Here is a 25,479-nt window from a genome sequence, read left to right as displayed (position 1 = left end):
CCGATTCGGCGGGCTCAAAACAAAAGCCGCACACATCCATACATCCCTGCGTCATTTCCCAGGGTTGCCAGGGCGATCTCCGTCCCTTCGCTGGCATGGAACGCCTTCTCCACAAAATGTTTTTTGATTCCTTCTATTAAAAAAGCGCCTGCCTTCGACACACCGCCGCCCACAACAAAGATCTCCGGGTCAGCCACACAGGAAATACTTGACATCGCCGTCGCAAGTATGCCGCAGAGCTGATCTGTCAGTTCTAAAGCCACGGTGTCTCCCTCTTTCGCCGCGTCAAAAATATCCTTTGCGGTCAGCGGCCGGATGTCACTCAGCTTTGTCTCCCTCGTCTCGCCGGAGAGCTTTTCCTGCGCCATCCGCACGATTCCGGTGGCGGAAGCGTACTGCTCCAGATGCCCTTTCTTTCCGCATCCGCAGGTTTGCGTTTCATCCTCCCGCATGAGGATGTGTCCGATCTCTCCGCCGGCCCCGTGATGGCCTGCCACGATCCTGCCGCCTATGATGATGCCGCCGCCCACGCCGGTTCCCAGGGTGATCATCACCACATCCTCATGGCCTTTTCCGCCGCCCTGCCACATCTCGCCCAGGGCCGCCACATTGGCGTCGTTGCCCGCCTTTACCAGAAGGCCGGTTTTCTTATACAGCTCTGTCTCCACATTGAAAATATCCCAGCCCAGGTTGACGCATTTATAAACCGTCCCGTCGCTTCCCACCGGGCCTGGAACCCCAAGTCCGATCCCCTGGACGTCCTCTTTTTTGATCCCTTTTTCCTGGAGCTTTCCCAGAACCTCCGCAGCCACGTCATCTAAAATCGAAGCGCCTCCGTTTTCCGTATTCGTTTTGATTTCCCATTTTTCCAGAACGGTTCCGCTCATGTCGAAAAAACCAATCTTGCAGGTGGTTCCTCCGATATCCACACCAAATCCATATTGTTTCATATTTTTATGTACTCCTTTGTTTGTGTCACTGTCCGCGCTTTACGCGGGAACGTATTGCAGCTATCAGAGTCAGAATCCCAAGCAGCAGCATACCGAAACATGCGACCCGGAACTGATTCACCGCAGAATTTTCACCCAGCAGGATGGATGCCGTATTTCCCAGGACTGCCGGAGCAATCAGCCCGCCGATACCGCCGATGATTGAAAACACACTGCTTGCCTTTGCGACTGCGTTGGGTTCTACGGAAACCGAGATCTGCATAGACGCCCCCGCCATAAAGCAGCTCAGGGAAACCCCGCAGAGAGCGCTTGCGATATAAACTCCCGCCATTCCCGGCAGTACCAGCAGCGCTCCGTACCCTGCCGCCGCGCTGAGGATCGAGCCTGCCACCGTATACTGTTTCAGCAGTCCGGAAATCTTCGCAAAAAATGCGCCGCACATTAACGCGAAAACGGCATTGATCGTAGTCACGGCCCCGGTAACCGTGGTATCTTCTGTGATATTCTGCAGAATATAAATACCCACGTTCATACTGTACGCATTGATAAACAACGTATGGGCAAAAGAGGAAAAGGAAAGCGCATACACTTTTGCGTTCAGCTTCATCTCGGAAGCCTTTTCTATTTTCACAGGTGGCGTTTCTTCCAGAAGAAACTGTACGGCGCCCCAGGAAATAAACGCAATGAGATATGCCAGATAAAAGTAACGGAAGCTGATTCCGGAAAGCATGCCTCCCAGCAAATTGCCCGCCATGGTACCGACTCCCATGCCGACTACATGCAGTCCCATGTAGCCCGCTCTCTCCTGCTCCTCAAATAACTCTGAAATGATTGCCGTATTCATCGGCCCCATGATTCCAAATCCGAATCCGATCAAAAGCCTGGATAAAAACAGCACCCAGAACTGTTCCGAGAAAAACGGCACAATGCCGCAGAAGCCGATGATCAAAAGCCCCAGCAGCACGATCTTTTTCTTGCTGGCCTTCGTCGTCCACCAGCCGATCAAAAGGGAGCCGAGCATCAGCAGCAGATACGGCAGCGTCTGCAGAAGCTGCACCATACTGGTTCCATACTGGTGATACTTCTCGTTTAAGACTCCAAGTATCGGAGAAATGCCTGTGATATTCAGTCCAAATGCAAACGCGATCAAAAATATGCTGACCGCTGTTCTGATTTTTCTGCTCCGTTCCATCCTCTGCTCCCCTCCTTTTTTGTACTTAAAATTACAGTCATACAGAAAACCTGCACAGTCTGTTTTTTCATACTTCTGCCATGCTGAACCATGATGTATATGGGGCGCATCACCCGCAGGGCTGCAGCACATCCCAGTGCTCCGCCAGCATTCCATCCTCCAGCCGATATATGTCTACCACACGGCATTTTGTATTTCCCTGGGGATCTACATTTTTCAGATAGACCGCAATCTTGTCCTTCTCCGCAATCATCATCTGGATATTCAGCCGAAACTCCGGATGCTCCGCAAATTTTTCACCGAATGCACGCTTTAAAGCTTCCCGGCCCTGATCCACGCCCGGATTGTGCTGGATGTAATCCTCCCTCACATATTTGTCTGCGGATTCTACAATATGGTCATTGAAAAATTCCTGGTAAAAATTACGGATCACTTCTTTATTTTTTTCTTCCATTGTGTCATCCCTCCATGGCCAAATTATCGGATGATCTTATAATAATCCGGTTTCCGTTTGATGGGCTCCGGGAAACCGTTGGCAGGATATCCAAGGATACAGGAGCCGACTCCGATGTATTCTCCTTCGTATCCGGCTTCCTTCAAAAGCTCCTTTCCCAGCTCCGTTTCAAATGTTTCCCGAATCCGGTTGATCCAACGGGAACCCAGGCCAAGCGCGTATGCCGCGTTGAACATATTTCCCAGGCACAGGCTTCCGTCCTGTACTGCGTCGGGCGCGTTCTTGTCCGCCAGCACCAGTATGATGGTCGGCGCTCCGTAGAACACGTCAAATCCCTCCGGAGCCCCGGCGATTTCCGCATTGAGCCTGCAAAGCTTCTGAATCCATTCTTTATTCTGCACCGCGATAAATACCGGGGACTGCCTGTTGCCGCCGGAAGGGGCGTTCATTCCCGCTTCCAGCACGGCTGTCAGTTCCTCATCTGTAATCTGTTCCGCTTTATACTCTTTTACGCTTCTGCGGTTCTGAATATCTGATACGGTCTCTCTCATATATCCTCCTTTTTCCTCTCGAACAGCAGACCTCAAACCCGTCTGCTCGCAGACTATCCGCTGCATTTGCAGCTCCTGTTTGAGGTTGTTGGGCTATCCGCCCAATAACAATATGAAAAATCAGCCTTTTGCAAGTAAACTTGCACAGTCTGCTTTTTCATATTGCTGCTGTTCTGATTATTCTTCCACATATTCCGCCGCGCTCATTCCCGCGATACGTCCGGTATTTACCGCATATCCCATGGAATTTCCCGGAAGCAGGAACATATAGCTGTCGTCGTAAATGTTGCAGGAATCCGCGCCTGCCGCGTAAAGTCCCGGAACCGGCTCAAAATCCTTGTCGCATGCTTCACAGTTTTCATTGATGCGGATGCCGCCTACGGTTCCGTATCCGCCCGGGCAGATCTTCGCACAGTAGTAAGGAGCCTTCACCAATGGCCGCAGATATTTCTTCGGCTTGAAAAATTCCTCATCCACGCTGTCGCAGTAATCGTTGTATTCGTCCACTGTATCCACCAGATTGTCCACATCGATCCCCGCCAGCTCTGCCAGTTCTTCGATGGTATCTGCCACAACAAGGCCGGTATTTCCGTTTTCCCGGGCCATCTTTACGCCTTCAATAAAGTCGGATACATCCGGGTCCGGACGGACAAGGCTTACATTGTCTACGCCGTTCTTCATGTAATATCTTACAATGGAAGAATCCACGATGCTAAACCCACTGCGCTCCTTCTGATGGGAAACCGCGTTGGACAGGTAGGTTGTATTCTGCATATGGTCCTCGTTCATAAAACGCTTGCCGAATTTATTGACCAGAAGGTTGGGCTGTGAGAAGATATTGGAAACACTTCCCGGAAGGTCTTCCACGCCTACCACGCTTGCGGCCTGCTCGATCCGCACCGGAAGCTTGTCAGCGCCTGCCTCCCATGCCATCTTAAGTCCGTCGCCCATGATGCCCGGGATTGCGAAGTTAAACATGTCTTTTCCGTGGATATAACCTGTTTCCTCCTTGATAAAATCCGGATTGCAGCCCGCTCCGCCGGTGCAGATGATGGCAGCTTTACATGCAACATGGACTTCATTTCCGTCCTTGTCTGTCGCCAGGACACCTGCTACCTTTCCGTCCTCCATGATGATCTTCTTCGCCGGAGTTTCCAGAAGCACCTTCACACCCAGCTCCTGGGCCCTTGCGTACAATGCCTTGTTCATAAAGGAAGCGGCTCTCGGTCCGATGCCGGTGTCAGTCTTTACGATATGCCAGGTAGGCTCTGACTTCGGGAAATAGCGGAACGCGCCTTCAAATTCCACACCCATGTCCTCCAGCCACTCAATGGTCTCCGCCGACTGCTCAAAATACCGTTTTACCAGTCTTGCGTCTACATTATAATGTGTATATTCCATAAACATGTCGAACGCCTTTTCTACCGAAACGTCCTGCATGTTCTGCTTCTGATATCTGGTTCCGATTCCCAGCGGTCCCATCCCCATGTTCGCCGCTCCGCCGACTGCCGCCGCCTTCTCCAGAACGATCACTTCTGCTCCGTCCTCCGCTGCCTGCACTGCCGCTGACAATCCGGATGGTCCTGCTGCGATTACACAAACCTGTGCTTCATAATTTGCCATAAGTTTTTACCTCACTTTTCCTCGTTTTTTGTTCTATATCTTTAACTTGATACTATTTTATCGTTTTTTTTGTCCATCCAATACTATGATTTAAACCAAAAACGCGGTTTTTTTTGTCCTGAACTCCCTGTTTTTATATTCAGGTGACAAAAAAGCATATATTATTTTTGTTCTGCGGCTTAAAAAAGCTGCCGCACCGGAGGTTGAACACTGTATCTCCAATGCGGCAGCTTTTTAAGCTGGCTCCATATTTTATTTATCCTGCCCCTGCCAATATAAATAGCACTTTTCAATCAATATTTATACAATTCCACATACAGACATTCCGGCATATCTCCCAGCTTCAGCGCCATCTGCTCATCTCCATTCAGTATCCGCCCCGGCTTCCACCGGCCGTTTTCAATCTCCCCTTCTTCCAGCCGCAGGAAATTGACCTTCACATTTTCCCCGGCTTTCGCCTGGAACGTAAGCGTACTCATCATTCCCACGATCAAAAACTGATTCTCTGCCAGCTCATACACCATCCCCGCCCCCAGCGGCTTTGCCGTCATGCGGGGCGCATACGCCACGGCAAGGTCGTACTTCTCAAACCGGAAAAACGCTCCATAATCTGTCTCCGACTTCCTGCACCAGCTTTGCAGATGTTTTGTCCCCCGGTGCTTCAGGTACAGCGGCTTCATCTGTTCCATCAGGCCATACGTCCTGCTCAGATATTCCTTGCTCCCCTCAATCTCAAATGCGGAGGGATCTATATTCAAAGCGGCCATTACCTCCATGGGCGGCCTGTCCACCGCCTCCGGCGGCAGCCCCAGTTCTTCCGCCCCAAACGGAGAATAACCGATCGCGTTGTGTTTCCCAAACGCATACATGCAGTAAGACGATGTCACTGCGTCTTTCCTGACCTCCGGGACAAACAGCGGATTTCCCTCATAACTATATGCATCCATCACATCCGCAACATAGGGCACATAGATATCCGGCGCCAGGGTGAACAATGAGGGCGCCGCCAGCTTCCAGATCCGGTGTACCTCCCGAATGGGGCCGCCGGATGGATAAGAGCCTGCGTACCAGGGGTACTGTTTCAGCCATGCGTTGGTATAGCAGGGAAGCGGATATTCCTTCTGTCCGGCCCGTGTGATCTTCTCAACTGCCTTTGCAAAATGATATGCCATAAAATATTCTTCCGCATCCGCTCCAAAAGCCGCCTTCCAATCTCCCGAAACACCGTACTCCCCCGCCAGCTCTGCCGGAATTTCCCGGGCAAATGCCTCTCTTGCCGCCGGGCTGTAATCACAGGCTGTTCCCAGCAGGCCGATCTCATTTTCCACCTGCATGATCATAACCGTAGACTCCTCCTCGTCAATCTCCCGGATATGCGCCATGATCTTTGAAAACGCCCGCGCGTCCTTTTCCACTGCGGCTTCGCAGAGCGGTGAGATCGTATTCAGCTTTTCCCCGCTTACCTTTTCCGCCCGGAAATAAGCCTCGGTATCCTGCTTCATCCATGCAGGCACATACATGGATTCACTGTTTTTCCACAGTCCGAACCATAAAAAGATCAGATGTATATTCCGTTTTCTCGCCTGTCCGATCAGCCCGTCCAGAAGTCCGAACTGATATCTGCCTTCCTCCGGTTCGATGGTTTCCCAGTATAAAGGTACGATCAGAGAATTCATGTTCAGTCCTTCCAGATTGCTCCATACATGCCGCTCCATGTATTCCAGGCTGCTGGCGCTGGAATTGTGGATCTCTCCGCCAAGCACAAAGAACGGTTCCCCTTTTACATATAATGTAGGGATTCCATTGTCATTTCTAATCTGCGGGATGTGGTTCATTGTTTTGTCCTCCTGATATTTGATTTCTATTTTTTCTGCCCTTATTATATCTCTGCTTGACATATGATCTCAATCTTAATATCATAATATTTGTATAACAATTTTAATATTAGTCCACTGCTCCTAAAACATTGTCATTGTATACAGAATCCACACTGCATTCCAAGTATCACGAGGTGCCCCTATGATTTACCAGATCCACAATTCCCCAGACCAGTACACCCTCCCCCTGGCCCTTCACCTGTTCGGCATCAACCATCAACAGGAACCGATCCGCCGCCCTCATGGGATGCTCTGTTACCAGTGGTTCTACTGCGTCAATGGCCGGGGAGAATTTATCGTAAATAACCAGCGATCCATCATCTCCGAAGGCCAGGGGCTTCTGATCTATCCCCAGGTTTCCCATATCTATCAGGCCCTGACCCCTGACTGGACCGTGCATTTCTTCGGTTTTGGCGGTTCTTTGTGCCAGGAAGTCCTGACGGTTCTGCAGATGCACGAAACCGGAGTATACCATTTTTCCCGGCCGGAGGTTTTTATTGACCATATCCGGCGGCTCCATGAGCTCCATCAAAAAAAGTGCTCCGGAAAGACACGGGAATATTCCAAGGCGTGCTATGCGTTTCTCCTGGATCTGTCCTCATGCATCACACGGATCAATCCCTCTTCTTATGTGGATACGGATGATCTGATCACAGCGGTTATATTCTATATGGAGCAGCATTATGGCAGAGATATTTCATTAGAGGAGCTTGCAGGAGTGGTTGGATTGTCCAAAGAATATCTATGTACCCTGTTCAAAAAGACCATGAAACAGACGGTCATGCAATATCTCCTGACCATCCGCATCAGCCAGGCCCGTACACTTTTGATCCGGTTTCCTGAGAAAAAGGTGCAGGAGATCGCGAAGCTGTGCGGTTTTGAAAGCCCCAGCTATTTTGGGAAAAAATTCAAACAGGAGACCGGGATGACTCCGGATGCTTTTCGGAAGAGGCTTGGATAAATTTTATATTTCTCAGCCATGCGTAAAACGAAAACAGGGGATTCGCTCGGTGCCGCGTCACACCAGGCGAATCCCCATTCTCAAAAGTCAATATCATTTTATCCGAATATACCGAACAGGCCCTTTTTCTTGGCCTTAGCAGACTTTTTGGCTGCCGGACGGTCGTCATATCTGCTTCTGGACTGGCCGCGGTGATATTTGACCGCCTTCTGCAGCTGATAGGCAGCTTCCTTGTCTACACAGAAGCTGAGCGGTACGTCAATGTCCCGGAATCTGTAACGAAGTCTTTCGAACTCACGATCGCTGATATCCTTGGAGCCTTCAAGGGTGCGGCCTTCAAACATTTCATCGAGGATACCTCTGATCTTGATATACTTCGCCGGATTGTCTGAAAGCAACTTCCCTACCTGTTCATTCATTTCTTTTTGATCCATACTTACTCCTTTCCAAAACGGTACGGTGGGTAAAAAGACTACTCAATATTCAGTGTAATATAGAACATAGGGAATTGCAATAGTAGATCCATGGTTATGTTCCCATTTTATGCAGGAATTGTAAACGTGAGCAGCATCACACCCGCAATGAATACTTTGATTACCAAAAATCCATTTTCAATGCTGAAATAGCGGCTCAAAATTTTGACAGACGAATCATCTATAGTAAACAACATAAATCAAAAAACCGAAAATCACCTTCTAGCCTTTCACTGCCCCACCAGTCAGCCCTTCTACAATCTGGGATGAGAATACAAAATAAATAATAATGATTGGTATCAGGGTAATAACAACGGCTGCCATGGATTCACTCATGTATTTGGTAAACTGTCCTACATAGCGATAAATAGCCAGTGTGAGCGTCGTTACATTTTTATTTCCTAAAAGCACCATCGGCATGTAAAAGTCATTCCACTGCCCAATTGCAGTGATCAATGCCATAGTAAATATAACCGGCTTTGTGATCGGCAGAATAATCTTAAAGAACAACCGTAAGTCACTGCATCCGTCCAGCCTGGCAGATTCTTCCAATGCCGCCGGGATTGTCCGGAAAAATTTCTGAAAAATCAAATTGAAAAACACACGCAATGCTTCTGTCCATCCCCCGTCCATATGGTACAGAGCATAATAATTGACTGCCAATGTACCTGCAGCAGCCAACATTGCCGCCCAGATACAAGAGCATTTTTTAGATTCTCCCGAAACGCTTTAAAAAATGTTTTCAAAATATCCGGTTAAGGTATCCATCATAATGAAACAGGCTGTTCATACATTTTTCCTCCAAGGCTTTTTCTGAATTATATACCTTTACAGCAGAGAAAAAACTGTAAAATTTTATAAAAATGATTCATTTTTTTATCTAATTGGGTTAATAAGGTAATTCACAGAAATAATTCTTTCACGCGGTAATGCCATGCGCAAAAAGGGGTTGCCAAAGCAGGCAGCCCCTTTTATAGTTACAGCAACGTGTAGGTACGTTTTGTATATCCGGTTTTTATCGGAAATATAGAATATTTTATTTATTGTCAGAAACATAAGTCTGAATTTTCCCAATTTGAACTCAATCCATCCTGTCCCCGCTATTCCCGGCCCTTTTTTCCCTCATGAAAAAATACGCCCATGCCGCCGCTATCGGAACCGCGCAGATCCAGTACATGATCCCATATCCGACGCTCTGTGCCACCGCCCCGCCCAGCATCGGCCCCACAGCCTGTCCCAGATCTCCACCGATATAAATGGTACTGGACGCCACTCCCCTGCGTTCTGGTCTCACCATCCGAAGCCCTTCGGTCTGGATCGCAGGCTGGGACATGCCCTGGGCAAATGCTTTGACTACGGCAGCCGCCAACAGCATCTGCAATGTATCTGCCCCGCCGATCAAAACCAGCGCAAAAATCCCGCATACAAACGCCGGATACAGATTCTGTTTTAACGTCCACCTGTTCATATTCCGTGCCAGGATAATCCGTGAAAAAATCAGTACCGCCGCATTCAGCGTAAAATGCCAGCTTACTCCCTCAATCCCCTGCTGCATTGCAAATACAACAAGGAATGCGCTGACTACCCCGTTCATCATGGTAAATGCCGCATTCACTCCTGCCAGCCCGAGCAGCTTCGGCTCTACGAACTGCCCGAAAGACAGCCACCGTGTTTCCCGCTTCCCTCTGTCCGGTGTTTCTGCACGGGATACCCTTGGGGCCATTGCCGGATGCGTTCCGCCTGTACTCCCGGGATGTAGATTACAGGATCCCCCTTGTGTATATTCATAAGGAAACAGCACCGTCGCGATCCCTGCCAGAAACAGAACCGCCGCACTGATCAGCAGGCAATACAGATATCCCAGTGTTTCACTCAGCCAGATCCCGATCCCCGGTCCCACAGCCATGGATGCCACCGACATCACGCCGTAGTAGCTGACCGCCTCGCCCAGCCGGGCCTCCGGCACACTTTCGCTGACCAGCACAAGGCTTGCCGTACTGGAAATCCCAAACGCGATCCCATGAATCCCCCGGAAAAACAAGATCACAAAAATATTCGGGACCAAAGAGTACAAAAGCAGTGATACCGCCATCAGCATCGTAAACCCGCTCATCAGCATTTTCCGGTTCATCCGGTCTGACATCATGCCGCTGAAGGGGCGGGACAGGCAGGAGGTAAACGCAAACAATCCGCCGGCGATCCCACACACAAAGACACTTGCCCCCAAGTTCTGCAGATACCCGGTAATGACCGGAGCCACCATATTATAGCTCAGCCAGCTAAAAAAATTGGAAATTGCCAGCAAAAGATAGGCTGGATTCCATAAGCTGTTCTGCCTCGCCGTCACTCCCATACGATCCCTTCAAACTTCCGGAATCCCTCCATACTGCGTTTTACACTTTCCAGATGATCCAGTTTCGTGGCATCCTGCTCCAGCACGATATACTCAATACTGCCGATCTCCAGCGCTGTATCAATGATCTTCTGGATATCCATCTGCCCATATCCGATCTCCACAAAATCATCATTACATTTGTACTGGTTAAATACCTCTCTCGTAATATAGGTATCCTTTCCCACAACATCGAACATATTCACCGGTGTCTTCGTATCCTTCGCAAAATCCTTCTGATGCAGCATTTTGATCCGTGTACCATAACGCTTCATCAGCTCCACCGGATCCACACCGCCCCGAAGCACCCAGAAAGTATCCAGTTCCAGGTTCACATGGGCAGGATCCGTATTTTCCACGATCAGGTCCAGCACCTTATGCCCATGAAATTCCTGCAGCTCCTGGTAATGGTTATGATACAAAAACCGCATCCCTTCCTCCGCCGCCATCTTCCCCATCTTTTCATAGGTTTCGATCTTCCGCATCGTATCATCATAATCCCGGAAAACTTCCATCGGGAAAACGACCGTATGGTTTCCGATCTTTTGGTTATACTCTACCACCTTCTTATAATTTTCCTCACGAAACGGGAAAATGTGCGCGCTGATGATCTTACTCCCGGATCTTGCCAGCACCTCGTTCAATTCCTCCGGACTGACTCCAAATCCCACTCCGTCATCTTCCAAAGCCCTGTGGTTGGCAGTTTCCAGATATCGGTATCCCGCATCCGCCACCTGCCCGATCGTCCCCAGCGGATTCTTGTCCATCAAATCCCTGACCGAATATAATTGTATCCCTACTTTCAATGCCATTCTTCTTCCCTCCTATTATGAGCACTTAGCACCTGTCCTTCAGGTGCTTACGTGCGAGTTATAGTTACCTGCCCACTTAGCGAGGTCTTTTCGAGCTTAGTGGCAGTGTAACTTCCTTTTAGCAGCATTTTTATCCCACAAAATTCCGCAGATATCCCGCGCTCTGTTTCACAGCCCTTTTTGCGTCCTCTATGGACGCCTCATAAGCCTTATCCTCCACCTCGATACAGGTATACCCGTCATAACCGATATCCGTCAGCGCAGAGACATATTTTCCCCAGTCCACATCTCCCAGTCCGGGCAGCTTCGGTGACATATACTGCAGCGGAACTGCCATCACTCCCACATCCGCAAGCCGATCTGGATAGACCTTGATGTCCTTATAATGCACATGGAAGATCTTATCTCTAAATTCATAGATCGGACGGATATAATCGATCTGCTGCCATACAAAATGGGACGGGTCATAATTGATCCCCAGATTCTCATAATCCAGGATTTCAAATACCTTTCTCCAGATTGCCGGCGTAGTCATCAGATTCTGCCCGCCGGGCCACTCGTCCTCCGTAAACAGCATGGGGCAGTTCTCGATCGCAATCTTCACGCCCTTCTCCTTCGCATGGTCCAAAATCGGCGGCCAGATTTCCTTCACCAGCTCCAGATTTTCACTCACAGTCTTTTTCGGGTCCCTCCCGATAAATGTGGTGACCATATTTACGCCCAGCCTTGCGGACGCGTCGATCAATGTGTGCAGATGCTTTATGTACACATCCCTCTTCTCCACATCCGGATCCATAGTATTGGGATAGTATGCCAGGGAAGAAATCTCCACCTTCTTCTTTTCACAATATTCCCGGATATACGCACACTTCTCTTCATCCAGCGCCGCCGCGTCAATATGGCTCACTCCCGCGTACCTGCGTTCTGCCTTCCCCTTCGGCCAGCATGCCACTTCCACACATTCCAGGCCATTCTCCGCCGCACAATCGATCATTTCTTCAAAGCTCAACCCATCCAGGATTGCGCTGACCAGACCTAACTTCATCTCTTCACACTCCTTTTTTGAACACCAGATCCGCTTAGATCCTTTGGCATATCTTTTATACTACTTTTAGTCAAAGAACACTTCTTTCCCTGTCTCTGCCGCCTTATAGATTCCTTCCAGGATCTGGGTCACCACATATGCCTGCTCCGGCTTTACCAAAGGCTCCGTATCATTTAGGATCGCTTCCAGCCACTGCTTCGCCTCGCACACTCCGTCCGTCATTTCCTTACCGCTGAAATAAGCCACCGCCTTGCCCGGAGAATAATGTTCCTCTGTCAGCTTTCCGTGATGTCCCCTGTTAAATACCAGCTTATCTTCCTTATCCTTCACACTCATACCGGAATTGATCTCAGCCCCCGCCTTCGTTCCGCACAATGTCGTAGCCGCTTCCTTCGCCCCCAGCATATTCAGTGCCCAGGAGGTTTCCAGATAAATGGTGGCTCCATTTTCCATTTTAATAAATCCAAACGCGGAATCCTCTACCTCATAGGTCTTTGGATCCCAGGGCCCGAAGATATTGCTGTCTGCCGCTTCCTGCAGATGCCCCAGCTTATAAAATACCGAACCGGACGCAGACTTCGGCTTATAATTATCCATCATCCACAATGTCATATCCAGCGCATGGGTTCCTATATCGATCAGCGGACCGCCGCCCTGCTGAGATTTATCCGGAAATACGCCCCATGTAGGAACCGCGCGCCTGCGGATAGCATGTGCCTTCGCAAAATAGATTTCGCCCAGTTCTCCTTCCCGGCATGCTTTATGCAGCTCCTGCACCTCCGGACGAAAACGGTTCTGATAACCAATCGTGAATTTCTTCCCTGATTTTTTCCATGCATCCAGCATCTTCCGCGCCGCCTCCGTAGTATGTGCCATCGGCTTTTCACAGAGTACATGCTTGCCCGCCTCAAATGCCGCGACCGTAGCCGGGCAGTGCGCCACGTTCGGTGTAAGCACATGTACCACATCGATCGCGTCATCTTTGAGCATCTCGTTATAATCCGTATAAACCTTTGCGTCTTCCGTACCGTATTCTTTTGCGGCGTTCACCGCGCGTTCCTTGACGATATCACAAAAAGCCACCATTTCACAAAGCTCCGGCAGTTCTGCCAGAGATGGAAAATGCTTGTTAAACGCAATCCCGCCGCACCCGATAAAAGCCATCTGTAATTTACCATTCTTCATTTTTTTCTTTCCTCCATTTCTTGAATTCCCTTTTTTACTCAAAGCTCACCGATCTGCGGATCGCCGCCGACTCCCGCGCCGCTTCCATGACCTGCAGCACCCGCCGCGCCTGCTCCGGCTTCACGATCAGTTCTTCCTTTCCGTTGATCACTCCCACGATATTTCGGAAATAATCATTCCAATCATTGTGTCTGCGCTGTATTACCGGCAGTTCCTCCATATACACCACATCCTCCGCCTTCGTGGAAAATGTTCTTGTAGGGCCTGCGTCCAGATTCTTCACTGTTTCCGGCAAAGCCTCCCGGAATTCCCCTGCCCGGTAAATGGCGCCGTTCTCCGCCTTGATTTCTTCCACTACCATCGTCCCCTGGTCGCCTGCCACATAAAATCTCGGCATCTTTCCAAGCAGGAAGGTTCCCAGCTCAATCTCTGCAGTGAGGCCGCTTTCGAAATACAGCAGGATCCGGAAATAATCATCCACCTCTTTATTCACCGCACATTTCATATCCGCACAGACCTGCAGGATCTTCTCCGGAATCAGATCCAGCATCTGGTCGATCAGATGCACGCCCCAGTCATAAAGCATTCCGCCGCCGTATTCCTTGTACTCGTGCCAGTCATGCATTTTCCCGAACACACCGTACAGGCTGGATTTCACCATAAAAATATTCCCAAGCCGTTTTTCCTCCCATGCCTTTTTCACCATGGAATAATCCCGGTCCCAACGGCGGTTCTGATCCACGGTGAACATCACGCCGTTTTCCTTTGCCGCCGCATACATCCGGTCAAATTCCTCCACATTCAACGCACAGGGTTTCTCCACGATCAGATGCTTCTTGGCGTTTGCCGCATCAATGGCGATCTGGCAATGGAGATGATTGGGCACACAGATCACCACCCATTCTACCCTTTCATCTTTGAGAAGCTCCTTATGATCGCTGTAGCGGCTGGCGGTATCCGGCGCCTTGTTCAGCTGGGCAGGATCGGTGTCGCAGATTGCCACAACCTCCACTTCCTCCAGGGTTCCCGCATGGTTATTGTGCCATTGCCCCATAAAACCATAGCCGATGATTCCTAATTTCAATTTTTTCATAATGCCCCTTCTTTCTACTATTTTTTGTATTCCGTATGAAGCCTTCCGGACTGCGGTAATAACACTGATGCATGTATATTGACCGTTCCTTGTGCTTCATTATGTCTGCATTATACAATTTCCAGACCATTTCTTTCTATGGCATTTCTTTTGCAAAACACCGCATATCTTTACATCCCATTGCCTTTTTTCCTATTCTGTGTTACAACTAAATTGCCAGCTGTGCGGTTGGATGCTCCAAGGAGCATTTTTCCAAATGCCTTCCGGCGACATGTCCTCGGCCAAAGGGAGGGGGCGCTACATTCATTAGGAGGAGGAACCTCATGATACGCCATAAATCTTACAGCATGGTAAAGCTGCTCCGGACTATTTATACATCCATCACTCTGTTTCTTCTTACCATTGTTTTTGTGTTCAGTCTTTACAGCCTGCATATGGTAAAAAGCCAGTTCACCGCCGCGCAGCAGCAGGCGCTGAATTTATATATGAATGAACTGGACCAGTGCCTCTCCAGGATCTCCTCTTCCCTGCACATGTACCGGATACAGGAAGGCGCTCCAGACTTTTCCGCCCTCGGCTCTGGAGATATCTATCGAAGAAAATCAGATATTATTTCTGATTTTTCTTCCAATATCCTGTTTTTAAACCACTGTGAGGGCCTGTTTCTTTATGACGCGGAAAATGACGAATACGGCTATGTCTTCAACAATTCCCCCAACTCGCCCCAGACCTACAATACCCGGCTCAAGATCAAGGACACGGTCTCTTCCATCATGGAAGAGACCGGCCTGAGCGCCTTTTCCGGCTGGCATCTCAAAGAGCTGGACGGGCGCCGGTACCTGCTGTATCTGCAATGGATGAACGGTTTCTGCTACGGCTCCTGGGTCAGCACGGATTCCCTGCTGCCCGAAGTCTCCGGTCTGTCTCCCTATCCTGACGCATTTCTTTTCCTGACAGATGAGCAGGGAGAATATCTGTCCTCCAGCCCGGGCGCAGATCCTGCCGAGGCATTATCCACACATACTTACATCACTACAAGCCAGGCATCCTCCGCCGCTCCCCTGGTGCTCTCTGTCAGCACGCCCGAATCACATTATCTGGCGACCATGAGTGTCAGCCTGCGGTTCCTGATCGGAGTCAGCATATTTGCTTTGCTGACCATCGCCGTTGCCAACACTGCCTTAAGGCGGATCATTAAGGATCCCTTGAACCAGGTTCTGGCTGTGATCACCCAGTACGAATCCGGCAATCTGGACTATACGCCTTCCAATGAGGGCATGCCCCAGGAAGTCCTCCACATCAACCAGGCCCTGAGCAGTATGTCCCACGAAATCCAGATGCTGAAGATTGATGTCTACGAAAAGCAGCTCCGCCTAAAAGACATCCAGCTGCAGTACCTGCAGCACCAGATCAAACCCCATTTCATTATCAATATATTGAACACAATCGGTGTGATGGTACAGATGAAGGAAAACAAAAAGATTACAGAAGTGGTCAAATGTCTGTCGCAGTACATGCGCAATACTATGAACCTGACCATCCGGACCGCCACGCTGCGCCACGAACTGGAGCATCTGGAAAATTATCTTACCCTGCAGCGGATTCGCTATCCGGACCAGATCACCGTCAACTATCGTCTGGATCCTGACCTGAATGATTTTGAGATCCCGATCCTGACTATCCAGACCCTGGTAGAAAATATCTTCAAGCATGCCTTAGAGCCCTATGAGCCTCTGGTCATTGAAATCCGGACCTGCATACGGCAGAACCGGATGGTCCTGGCCGTACACGACAATGGATGCGGATTCCCCCGGGAGCTGATGGATGAATTTAACTCCCACCCATCCACTCCGGGAGACGGGCAGCACATCGGCCTTGTAAATATCCGCCAGCGTCTGGATCTGGAATGCCCGGATTCCTCCATGCTGCTTTCCAATGACTCCGGTGCTGTCGTTACGATCACGCTGCCCTTGCCCGGATGAACCCTGCCGGTTCCTCACAGCAGCGCGGCTCTCACCCTTTCACCGAGCCAACCGTCATACCCTTGACAAAGTATTTCTGGAAAAACGGGTACAATACCATGATCGGCAGCACGCCGATCACCGCCAGCGCCATCCGCATGGAAGAGCTGGGCATGATCATTGACCCCTGCGCTACTTCCGCGCCTTCCGCCGTTGCCAGGTAATTGATATTCTGCATCATACGGTTCAGGAAGTTCTGCAGGCTGAACAGGTTTGCGTCTGTCACATAATACAGACCGTTCATCCAGTCATTCCAGTAATTGATCCCGACGAATAATCCCACCGTTGCCATGATCGGCTTGGACAGCGGCATCACCACCCGGTAAAAGATAAAGAACTCACCCGCCCCGTCGATCTTCGCCGCCTCGATCAGCGAGTAGGGGATATTCATTTTGAAATAATTCTTCATCAGCATTACATTAAACGCATTGAGCAGCAATGCCGGGATGATCAGCGCCGGAAGTGTATTTTTGATGTGGAAGATCTGCGTCCACATCATGTAGGTGGGCACCAGCCCGCCGTTAAACAGCATGGTAAAAAATACCAGAAAAGACATTACGTTGTGCAGCTTAAAGTCCTGGCGGGAAAGGGGGTACGCCAGCAGCGGCGTAATGATCAGGGAAATCGTCGTCCCCACAAGTGTCACCAGCATGGTGATCCCGTAGGCTTTAAAAATCGTTCCTGCCCTTGCGATGATGTAACGGTAGGCAGCCAGGCTGAATACCCTGGGCCAGAACTGGTAGCCGTCAGCGATCAGCGCGCTTTCCTGCGTCACAGAAGACATGATCAGCAGCACAAACGGCAGCAGGCTGCACAAGGTCAGAAAAATCAAGATGATATTGATCACGATCTGAAATGTAGTTTCACTTTTTAATTTTCTCATTACAAACTCCTCCCTAGAACAATGCATTCTCCGGATCCATCTTCCGTACCAGCAGGTTCGCTCCGAGTACCAGAAGGAATCCCACGATCGACTGATACAGACCTGCCGCGCTCGCCATTCCGATATCGTTGTTCAAAAGCAGCGCGCGGTACACGTAGGTATCAATGGTGTTGGTCACATTAAACAGCGCCCCCTGGTTCATCGGCACCTGCAGGAACAACCCGAAGTCTGAATAGAAGATCCTCCCCACATTCATCAGCACCATCGTGATGATCGTCGGCCGTAAAAGCGGCAGTGTAATGTAGAAGATCTGTTTCATCTTTCCCGCCCCGTCCACTACGGCTGCCTCATACAAGCTCCTGTCTATACCCAGGATCGCGGAAAAGTAAATAATCGACGTATACCCCATGGTCTTCCACACCTGTACGATCACCAGGATGAACGGCCAGTATTTTGGATCTGCGTAAAAATTGATCGGATCCCTTCCCATGGCCTCCTGGATGCTGTGGTTGATAAATCCTGTATCGCTGTTCAAAAACGCATAGGCTATGTACGCGATGATGATGATGGAGATCAGGTGGGGAAGCAGCAGCGCCGTCTGATAGAATTTCATCATAAACTTCTTCGACACTTCACTGAGCATGACGGCAACGGCCACGCAGATCACCACATTCAGAATAATAAATGTCAGATTATAAAGGATGGTATTCCGTGTAATGATAAATGCGTCCTCCGTACGGAACAAATATTTAAAATTCTCAAATCCATTCCAGTCCGACTTAAAAATCCCCTTCGAATAATCAATGTCCTTGAATGCTATAAAAAGTCCGCAGATCGGAATATAGTTATTTATAAAGAGATACAGCATTCCCGGCACTGTCATAAGCAGCAGCGGAAGCTGTGCCTTCCAGTTTGCTTTTTTCTTGTTGGCCATAATTTCTCCCTGTTTACTTTTCATCTTCTACCTCATTCTCAAAAAATGCTGCCACAGTATTGCAGCAGCATTTTTTTCTGTTTTATCAGATTACGGATGCCTGTTTCTATTCCTTCAGTGTTTCCTTCCATTCATCCAGCTGTTTCTGCTTCTCCTCTATGATTACATTGATCCCGCTCTTTTCCAGTTTTTTCAGAAAAGCAGGTAATTCTGTTGCCGGATCCATGGCTCCCATCTCCAGCCCGGTACGGAACTCATTCAATACCGCGGAGCAGGCAGCGACCTCATTCTTAATTTCATCGGAGCTATAATTAAAGCCCATACAATTTGTAATGTAAGCTCCCGCGTCATACGCCTTTCCCTCTTCAGCGCTCTGGGTGGTATAGGTCTCATGGTCCGCAAGCAGGAACGCATTTCCATACATATAAGTCTGGTCTCCCGGATATTTGCTGTTGCTTGCGTCCACACCATCCGGATATGCGATCCAGCCGTCTTCCTTTTCTACATAATGCTCTCCCTTGACCCCGTAGGCCATCAGGTTCACTACGTCAGCGTCGCTGTACAGGAGATTCAAAAACTTCATGGCAGCTTCCGGCTCCGTCGTCGTAGTCGGGATACAATTCGCGAACAGGGTAATACTGTTGTTGCTGATAGATGGCTTCCGCAGGTTTACACAATACGCCTCATAGCCATTGGCCGCCCCAGGATCTATATAATTTCCGCGCCCGGAGCTTAACGTATACGCGAACAGACGTCCGCTCTTCATCAGGGAGCCTGCCGACTCTGTGGTGGTCGCCGCGTCCTTCATGATATAGCCATCCCGCGCCCATCCATAGATGGTCTCACAAAGCTTCTTATACTCTTCGCTGGCAAACAGATTTTCAATATCCTCCCCATCGTACATCATCACTCCCAGTCTGTCGCTGAGCTGGTCATAATTGATCCCCATGTTCGAGCCCCAGGGGAATAAGATCTCCATCTCCGGCTCATTTTCCTTGATCACCTGGAAAATCCCTTCCAGGATCTCAAAATTCTCATCCATATCTAAAATACTGTCACTGGCCTGGATCTTTTCCACCTCATCCTGCAGGTCATATTTATCTACCAGGTCCTTGCGGAGAACAATATTGTAATTATCTGATTTTGTTCCATTTGTCGTAACCGCATAGATGTTCCCATTTACCGTGGTCCCACGGAAATAATCATCCGGTACCGTATCTTTGATATCCGCGCCATACTCATCCAGAAGGTCATTCAACGGTGTCAGCTGCCTCTGGCTTAACAATGCGGACCAGATATTGGAACCTGCTGTCGTGATGATATCCATTTTCTCCTGGCTTGCCATGATCAGGCTGATCTGGTTCTGATAATCCGCGAACGATACCGGATTCAGCTTTACATGTACCTGGATCTTTTCCTCCGTGATCTCATTGAGCGCATCCTCCACCTTCTGCAGGTCTTCCGGAATCATACCGGACATCTGTGCGTACATCCAGGTAATATCCTTGATCTCTGTGCTTTCCTCTTTGCCGCTTTCCTTTGACCCCGAGTCCGAACCCGAACCTGAACATCCCGCCAGGCAGCCTGCCAGACATGCCGCGGCTGCCAAAACAGCCATTCCCTTTTTCCATTTCATAATAATAAATCTCCCTTCCTTTCCTCCGTGTATTTGACACGGCGTTTTTTTGATGCATTTACTATACCGGATTTCTTTTCTGGTTTCTCTCTCTAAAGCGACCCGGACCGCAACAAATCGGACTTATATCATACACTCCTGAGCTTTCTCTCCTGAAAATCTATTTCTTTCCCATTTAAATTATCATTTTTCCTGAAAATTATCACAAAAACGACTTCTAAAAACTGCCATGAAATAACTTTACATTACTTCATGGCAGTTCCTTTCATACGCAGCTTATACTCTCTCGGAGTGCAGTTCTCAAACTGCTTGAATATTTTAGAAAAATAAGAGAAATTCGTATATCCTACAGATTCCGCCACATCTCCCACCGGCATATCCGAGGTGGCGATCAGAAGCTTTGCCTGGTTGATCCGCTCACGGTTGATATACTGGGAGATCGACATTCCCGTATCCCGCTTAAATACCCGCGCGATATAGTCTACATTCATATACAGTGCTTCCGCGATACTGTCTCTTACGATATCTTCAGACAGATGCTGAAAAATATACTTTTTTACCGCATTGGTAATGTCTGTCACATCGTTCTCGTAGGGTACGACCTGCGCCAGACAGCGTACAAAACGCATCATATGCTCCACAGACACTGTAGACTCATTCATTCTCCTGCATAATTCCTCATCCAGAAACAGCGAATGGGCCGATATCCCGCGGCCTTTCAGATACACATCCAGGCTCTGACAGATATCCGCGCGCAGAGTATAAAGTGCCGCCACGGAAACAGGGTGCTTCCATTGCTTTTTCTGCAGATAATTGTCCAGATCATCCGCAAATTCCGCAAATCTTCCGCTGTACAAAAGCTGCTCCATGTCGGCTGTCAGTTCCACATCCACCAGCTTTTCCCGCTCCACACGGCACACATCCCACAAATTTTCCTGATAAAATGTCATCATCATCTCTGTTTCATGCAGCTTTTTGTATGCCGGCACCAGTTCTTCACAGTAAAGCCCGGTCTGATAACAGCCGATCAGCCGGAGTTCCCGCTTTTCACGCTGCATGACCAGATAATCCATACAAAGCTTCCGGAATTCGAAAGGATCCCTGTTCTTCATCAGGACCGTCCATTTATCACGGTTTGCGTTCTCTACCAGGACTGTCTCCGGATCTATCCGGTCAAAATATTCCTGGGTGATCTTCAGATAATCCGTTGGTTCTGTTTCCCCCGCCAGATCCACAAATTTGGCTGAAAAAAGCGCCATACAAAAAGTATCGTCCAGCTCCAGCCTGATATTGTTTTCCTTTGCCTGCGTCAGCAGTTCGCCCGGCGAATCCCCGTTCCGTCCTTCCAGTGTATTTCTCCAGAAATTCCGGTCTACGATCCTGCGCCTTCTTTCCAGATAATCCTTTTCTTCCCACGCCTGCCGCATCTTCCTTTTTTCCTGTATGTGCGCCAGCGCCTCCGCAATGACCCGCTCAATATCTTCCACAATAATGGGCTTCACGCAATAGTCATAGGCCCCCAGCCCCAGAGCCTGTTTTGCATAGGAAAAATCCGTATGGCAGGTCAGAAGAATCATTTCCGTGTCATAACGGTTCTCCCGTATCCATGTAAGAAAATCCAGTCCGGTCTCTTTGGGCATCTCAATATCACAGATGATCAGATCCACCGGATGCTCCTTCACGATCTCCTTCGCCCTCGCCACTCCGAGCGCCGACCATACCTGCCCCACTCCATGGCCCTCCCAGTCAATGGCCGTCTGCAGGATCCGGATCGTATAAACCTCATCATCCACCAGTAAGATTTCCATCACGCCACCCCTTTTCCAAACGTTTCCTCAACCACGCGTCTGCTTCAACCAAGTATACGCAGCAGGTATAAAGCACGGACCGTTCCCGATCCGTCACGAAAAATTCAGTTTCAGCTTTGCGTAAAAATCTTCCAATGCCATTCTGACATTTAGTTTCCGGAATACACGTATGTTCCTGTTTGTCACTTCATAAGAATACATCATATTCTCATACCGGATGCACGGCGCGGCCATCTCCTGATACAGGCTGCTCTTCGATTCCCGCTCCAGCAGCACATACACGGACGGGGAATCTCCCAGGCACCAGCTTTCCCCGCTTGGCCATGGATTGTCCGGATGGCCGGACGCAAATTCCACCAGTTGACGGAACAGATACTCTCCGACAGCGCCTCTTGGCTGTACCCTTGCCTCCAGCTCCGCATAGCTGACTTCCATCTGCTCATACACATCTGACGGGATCTGCCACAAAGGCACCTGGGATTTCATCACCACATTTGCCGCCGCAATGTCCTGAGATACATTAAATTCCCATCCCCCCGCGGGATACGCTCCGCCGCCGATCCAGATCACAGTCATCCTTTCACAGATCTCTGGCTTCAGCAAAATAGCACAGGCCACATCCGTAAGCGCCCCCTGGACTGCCACAAATAATGGATGTGTATCTTCACGCATGGCCTCGTCAATGATCAATTGCGCCCCTTGTGACCAGACCGCCTCCTGTTCATTGTCCAACGGATATTCCGCGCCCTTCGCCACTGGGCAGATTCCTTCCATATCCATCAATTCCAGGATTTTCTTCACTTCCAGCAGGCTTGCCCGGGCCGTACACCCGTCTCCCCATTTCCCGGAAGTCCGGTTAAAATGACCGGCTACGATTCCTTTCATGATAAATTTGGGTGTCAGCAGATGATGTACAAGGGCATATTGGTCATCCGCTTCGTTTTTGCAATCCGTATGCACGATCATCCGAACCTTTTTCATGTCCGGCACTTCAAATTTGTACTTAATCTTCCTCATCTCTTCCCCCCGTAATTGATCGCCAGCTTGGCATAAAAATCCTGTATCGTAAGTCTTGCGTTCACCTGATGGTAGACCCGGATCTCCCTGTTCTTTTCATTGGTGATATAAGACAGATCTTCCAGATTTATGCAAGGCGCCGGAATCCTATCGTAGCTGTCCGTACACTCACGTTCTTCCAGCAGCACAGAGATCGCCGCCGAATCTCCCAGCCCCCAGACCTCGCCATGGGGCCAGATCCCTGTGGGGCGGCTCAGATTATATTCTGCCATATGCCGGAAAAGATATTCCCCGATTTCTCCGCAAGGCTTTACATAATGTTGTACCTCTGCCAGCGAAACTCCCAGTTGTTTATATACATCAACCGGAATCTGCCATAAAGGCATATCCGACTTGAGCACTACATTTGCCGCTGCCGCGTCCTGATAAAGATTAAACTCTTTCCCGCCATTCGGATATGCTCCCCCGCCGATCCAGACGGCAGTCATCCTGCCGCATATTTCTGGTTTCATCAAAATCGCCGCCGCCAGATCCGTAAGCGTCCCCTGGCAGGCAATATACAATGGATGCGGATCCTCACGCATTGCTTCCCGGATGATCAGCTCCGCCCCTTTTGACGGATTCGGTGTATCTTCATCCGAAAGTGGATGCTCTGCCCCTTTTTCCACCGGACAGATCCCCTCTATATCCATCAGCTTTAAGACCTTTTGCACTTCCTCCAGACTTGCCTGGGCGGTCTCCCCCTGCGGATAGCTCTGCGGCACCCTGTCAAAATGCCCGGCCACGATTCCTTTCATAAGGAATCCCGGTGTCATCACATGATGCGCAAGGGCAAACTGGTCATCCGCTTCGTTTTTGCAATCCGTATGCACGATCATCCGGATCTTTTTCGCATCCGGCACTTCAAATTCATAATTCCACGGTCTCACTCTCATCCCCCCTATTATGAGCACTTAGCACCTGTTTTTTAGGTGCTTACGTGCGAGTTATAGTTACCCGGCCACTTAGCGAGGTCCTTTCGAGCTTAGTGGCGGTGTAACTTCCTTGTTATCAGCACTTAGCACCTGTCTTTTAGGTGCTAAGTGCGAGTTATATTAACTTTTCTACTCTTTGAATGGCTTCCTCCACACAGTCTGTCACATCCTCCGGAAGAAGAAAACCGGCTTCCACCTGCTTTTGTGCCGATCCTTCCACAAGCTTCCTGTAATTTTCCAGATTCCCATACAGCTTTTCCAGTTTCCTTTTTGAAAATGGCTCCATATGCCCGAACAAGCCATGCTTTACGACCTCTCCGTTTGCTCTCTTCACCGCACAGTACGGATAATACACTGCGGCCGGAACATCCAGGAACGGGGTGCGCATTCCGCCGACCGCGTTTCCCAGCGCGTCCGTCTTATTCCGCCCGTCCCCGTCCACTTCGATCCGCTCTCCATGCGGCGGACATTTCCCTTCTCTTACCCATGAAAACAGCATCCGGTACACTGCATAAAAACAATATTCATAAGGATAATCATTGGGATGATCATCCACCGAAGGAAAATCCGGCACGATCCCAATCTTTTCCATATCCGGGTCCCCTGCATAATAATCGATCATAGAAAACTTTGTATCATGCGTTGCCCCAGCGATCTCATATACCCGATATTTTAAATCTTCCCTGTCACTGTCCTCCTGCCTTGTCTTTATCCCGTCAAAATATGCGTTCTCACTCTCCGTCTGCACGGAAATAAACGGCACCGGCATATAAGTGATCATATTCTTTCTGACATCCTGCTCCTTCCCATAATCATTCTGATTCAAAGGAACCACAAAGGAATGCACCCCTCCTGCTGCCAGATACCCGTCAAATACCGATACCCCTGCCGCCGGAAACGCAAAATAATTCAGATATGTATACATATACACCGCCGATTGTGACCATCCCGCAAGATAGAGATACCGTTTCTTTCCCTCCGGAATGAACTCCGTATCCGTCCGCAGGATCCCCGCCAGTTCCGTAAGCATATCCCAGAATAAGCCGGTCTCGCAATCCGCTTTACGCGGAAGCGCCGCCTTGTCCGCCCCGCTGTATTGATTTTCCGGTCTTTCATAAGCAATCTTCCAGCTGATCGGAGCATATCTGGCAGGATCTGCCTTTTTCAGACTATCAAGCACATCTGGCTTACTGGTGATCCCTACATAAATATCCCCGCCGCGCATCAGTTCTTTCGCTCCGACTACCCACATCCGTTCTATATCAAACCCCGCCGTGGCATTGAGGATCTCCACCACGATATTCCCACTGAACCGCTCTCCCCGCGCCGGCTTTCTCACAAGAAACCGGTTGCAGTAGGGCAGGTTCTCATGTATCACTCTTCTGGTCTTTTCCCCTGTCTCTTCATATACATTTGCCGTTCCCTCAAAAAAATATTCCTCTTCCACGTATCCCGCTTCCATAAAGCCTGGCTTTCTAACCGCCGTTGGAAACGGATGGGAAATCTCGCTGTACTCTTTTTTATAAATCCTTTGAATCATCATACGCCTCCTGAAAATTTCATATTCAAATCGGTCGGGCAGATCTGTCCTTTGGAGG

22 protein-coding genes are annotated in these 25,479 nt (G+C 49.4%); 2 read left to right on the top strand and 20 right to left on the bottom strand.

Features of this window, described 5'->3' with window-relative positions:
* Positions 1-14 precede the first annotated feature (14 nt).
* The 6 genes from ACTOY7_RS10170 to ACTOY7_RS10145 all read right to left on the bottom strand — a co-directional run bounded on the left by ACTOY7_RS10170 (position 15) and on the right by ACTOY7_RS10145 (position 6,605).
* The gene (locus ACTOY7_RS10170) at positions 15-950 is read right to left on the bottom strand and encodes an ROK family glucokinase (protein WP_394683732.1); all 936 of its coding nucleotides are present in this window, start codon (positions 948-950) and stop codon (positions 15-17) included.
* Between the two features lie 25 nt (positions 951-975).
* Complete coding sequence (locus ACTOY7_RS10165; protein ID WP_482670811.1) at positions 976-2,142, bottom strand: MFS transporter; 1,167 nt, start codon at positions 2,140-2,142, stop codon at positions 976-978.
* Between the two features lie 109 nt (positions 2,143-2,251).
* Positions 2,252-2,596, bottom strand: a complete 345-nt coding sequence (locus tag ACTOY7_RS10160) for a nuclear transport factor 2 family protein (protein WP_004082535.1) — start codon at positions 2,594-2,596, stop codon at positions 2,252-2,254.
* A 23-nt stretch (positions 2,597-2,619) separates the two neighbouring features.
* On the bottom strand, positions 2,620-3,147 hold the full coding sequence (locus tag ACTOY7_RS10155) for a nitroreductase (RefSeq protein WP_004082536.1): 528 nt from the start codon (positions 3,145-3,147) through the stop codon (positions 2,620-2,622).
* A 177-nt stretch (positions 3,148-3,324) separates the two neighbouring features.
* Positions 3,325-4,770 carry an FAD-dependent oxidoreductase gene (locus tag ACTOY7_RS10150; RefSeq protein ID WP_004082538.1) on the bottom strand — a complete coding sequence of 482 codons (1,446 nt, stop codon included), beginning with the start codon at positions 4,768-4,770 and terminating at the stop codon, positions 3,325-3,327.
* Positions 4,771-5,063: 293 nt separating this feature from the next.
* Positions 5,064-6,605 carry a DUF5597 domain-containing protein gene (locus tag ACTOY7_RS10145; RefSeq protein ID WP_482670810.1) on the bottom strand — a complete coding sequence of 514 codons (1,542 nt, stop codon included), beginning with the start codon at positions 6,603-6,605 and terminating at the stop codon, positions 5,064-5,066.
* A gap of 184 nt (positions 6,606-6,789) precedes the next feature.
* Between ACTOY7_RS10145 and ACTOY7_RS10140 the strand changes: the two genes are divergently transcribed.
* Complete coding sequence (locus ACTOY7_RS10140) at positions 6,790-7,608, top strand: helix-turn-helix transcriptional regulator (protein WP_482670809.1); 819 nt, start codon at positions 6,790-6,792, stop codon at positions 7,606-7,608.
* A 98-nt stretch (positions 7,609-7,706) separates the two neighbouring features.
* On the opposite strand, the gene ACTOY7_RS10135 is transcribed toward ACTOY7_RS10140, so the two are convergent.
* The 7 genes from ACTOY7_RS10135 to ACTOY7_RS10105 all read right to left on the bottom strand — a co-directional run bounded on the left by ACTOY7_RS10135 (position 7,707) and on the right by ACTOY7_RS10105 (position 14,608).
* A complete protein-coding gene (locus tag ACTOY7_RS10135) occupies positions 7,707-8,042 on the bottom strand; it encodes a hypothetical protein (protein ID WP_300826503.1) in 336 nt (111 codons plus the stop codon).
* Positions 8,043-8,303: 261 nt separating this feature from the next.
* Entirely contained in the window at positions 8,304-8,765 is a 462-nt protein-coding gene (locus tag ACTOY7_RS10130; protein ID WP_482672159.1) for a carbohydrate ABC transporter permease, read from the bottom strand.
* 397 nt (positions 8,766-9,162) lie between these two features.
* On the bottom strand, positions 9,163-10,434 hold the full coding sequence (locus tag ACTOY7_RS10125; RefSeq protein ID WP_482670807.1) for an MFS transporter: 1,272 nt from the start codon (positions 10,432-10,434) through the stop codon (positions 9,163-9,165).
* Positions 10,425-11,285 carry a sugar phosphate isomerase/epimerase family protein gene (locus ACTOY7_RS10120; protein WP_482670806.1) on the bottom strand — a complete coding sequence of 287 codons (861 nt, stop codon included), beginning with the start codon at positions 11,283-11,285 and terminating at the stop codon, positions 10,425-10,427. Before ACTOY7_RS10120 ends, ACTOY7_RS10125 begins: the two co-directional genes overlap by 10 nt.
* 130 nt (positions 11,286-11,415) lie before the next feature.
* The gene (locus ACTOY7_RS10115) at positions 11,416-12,330 is read right to left on the bottom strand and encodes a sugar phosphate isomerase/epimerase family protein (RefSeq protein WP_305181783.1); all 915 of its coding nucleotides are present in this window, start codon (positions 12,328-12,330) and stop codon (positions 11,416-11,418) included.
* 66 nt (positions 12,331-12,396) lie between these two features.
* Positions 12,397-13,515: a Gfo/Idh/MocA family protein gene (locus tag ACTOY7_RS10110; RefSeq protein ID WP_305181782.1), complete on the bottom strand. Its 1,119-nt coding sequence runs from the start codon at positions 13,513-13,515 to the stop codon at positions 12,397-12,399.
* 34 nt (positions 13,516-13,549) lie between these two features.
* Complete coding sequence (locus ACTOY7_RS10105; RefSeq protein WP_482670805.1) at positions 13,550-14,608, bottom strand: Gfo/Idh/MocA family protein; 1,059 nt, start codon at positions 14,606-14,608, stop codon at positions 13,550-13,552.
* Positions 14,609-14,931: 323 nt separating this feature from the next.
* On the opposite strand from ACTOY7_RS10105, the gene ACTOY7_RS10100 reads away from it, so the two are divergent.
* On the top strand, positions 14,932-16,590 hold the full coding sequence (locus ACTOY7_RS10100) for a sensor histidine kinase (protein WP_125126294.1): 1,659 nt from the start codon (positions 14,932-14,934) through the stop codon (positions 16,588-16,590).
* Between the two features lie 31 nt (positions 16,591-16,621).
* Here the strand turns inward: ACTOY7_RS10100 and ACTOY7_RS10095 are convergent, their stop codons facing one another.
* From ACTOY7_RS10095 to ACTOY7_RS10065, 7 genes are all read right to left on the bottom strand, one after another.
* Entirely contained in the window at positions 16,622-17,512 is an 891-nt protein-coding gene (locus ACTOY7_RS10095; protein WP_482670804.1) for a carbohydrate ABC transporter permease, read from the bottom strand.
* Positions 17,513-17,525: 13 nt separating this feature from the next.
* Positions 17,526-18,470, bottom strand: a complete 945-nt coding sequence (locus tag ACTOY7_RS10090) for an ABC transporter permease (RefSeq protein WP_482670803.1) — start codon at positions 18,468-18,470, stop codon at positions 17,526-17,528.
* 82 nt (positions 18,471-18,552) lie between these two features.
* Positions 18,553-20,082, bottom strand: a complete 1,530-nt coding sequence (locus ACTOY7_RS10085) for an ABC transporter substrate-binding protein (RefSeq protein ID WP_482670802.1) — start codon at positions 20,080-20,082, stop codon at positions 18,553-18,555.
* Between the two features lie 245 nt (positions 20,083-20,327).
* Positions 20,328-21,890, bottom strand: coding sequence for a response regulator transcription factor (locus ACTOY7_RS10080; RefSeq protein WP_482670801.1), 1,563 nt, complete (start codon positions 21,888-21,890; stop codon positions 20,328-20,330).
* A gap of 93 nt (positions 21,891-21,983) precedes the next feature.
* Entirely contained in the window at positions 21,984-22,907 is a 924-nt protein-coding gene (locus ACTOY7_RS10075) for a nucleoside hydrolase (protein ID WP_482670800.1), read from the bottom strand.
* Complete coding sequence (locus tag ACTOY7_RS10070; RefSeq protein ID WP_482670799.1) at positions 22,904-23,836, bottom strand: nucleoside hydrolase; 933 nt, start codon at positions 23,834-23,836, stop codon at positions 22,904-22,906. Before ACTOY7_RS10070 ends, ACTOY7_RS10075 begins: the two co-directional genes overlap by 4 nt.
* Positions 23,837-23,996: 160 nt before the next feature.
* On the bottom strand, positions 23,997-25,424 hold the full coding sequence (locus ACTOY7_RS10065) for an alpha/beta hydrolase domain-containing protein (RefSeq protein ID WP_482670798.1): 1,428 nt from the start codon (positions 25,422-25,424) through the stop codon (positions 23,997-23,999).
* Positions 25,425-25,479: the final 55 nt, after the last annotated feature.

This window comes from Schaedlerella sp. (genome assembly GCF_056796775.1).
The sequence above is the reverse complement of the archived record's forward strand: the minus strand, read 5'-3'. Positions and strand labels throughout refer to the sequence as shown.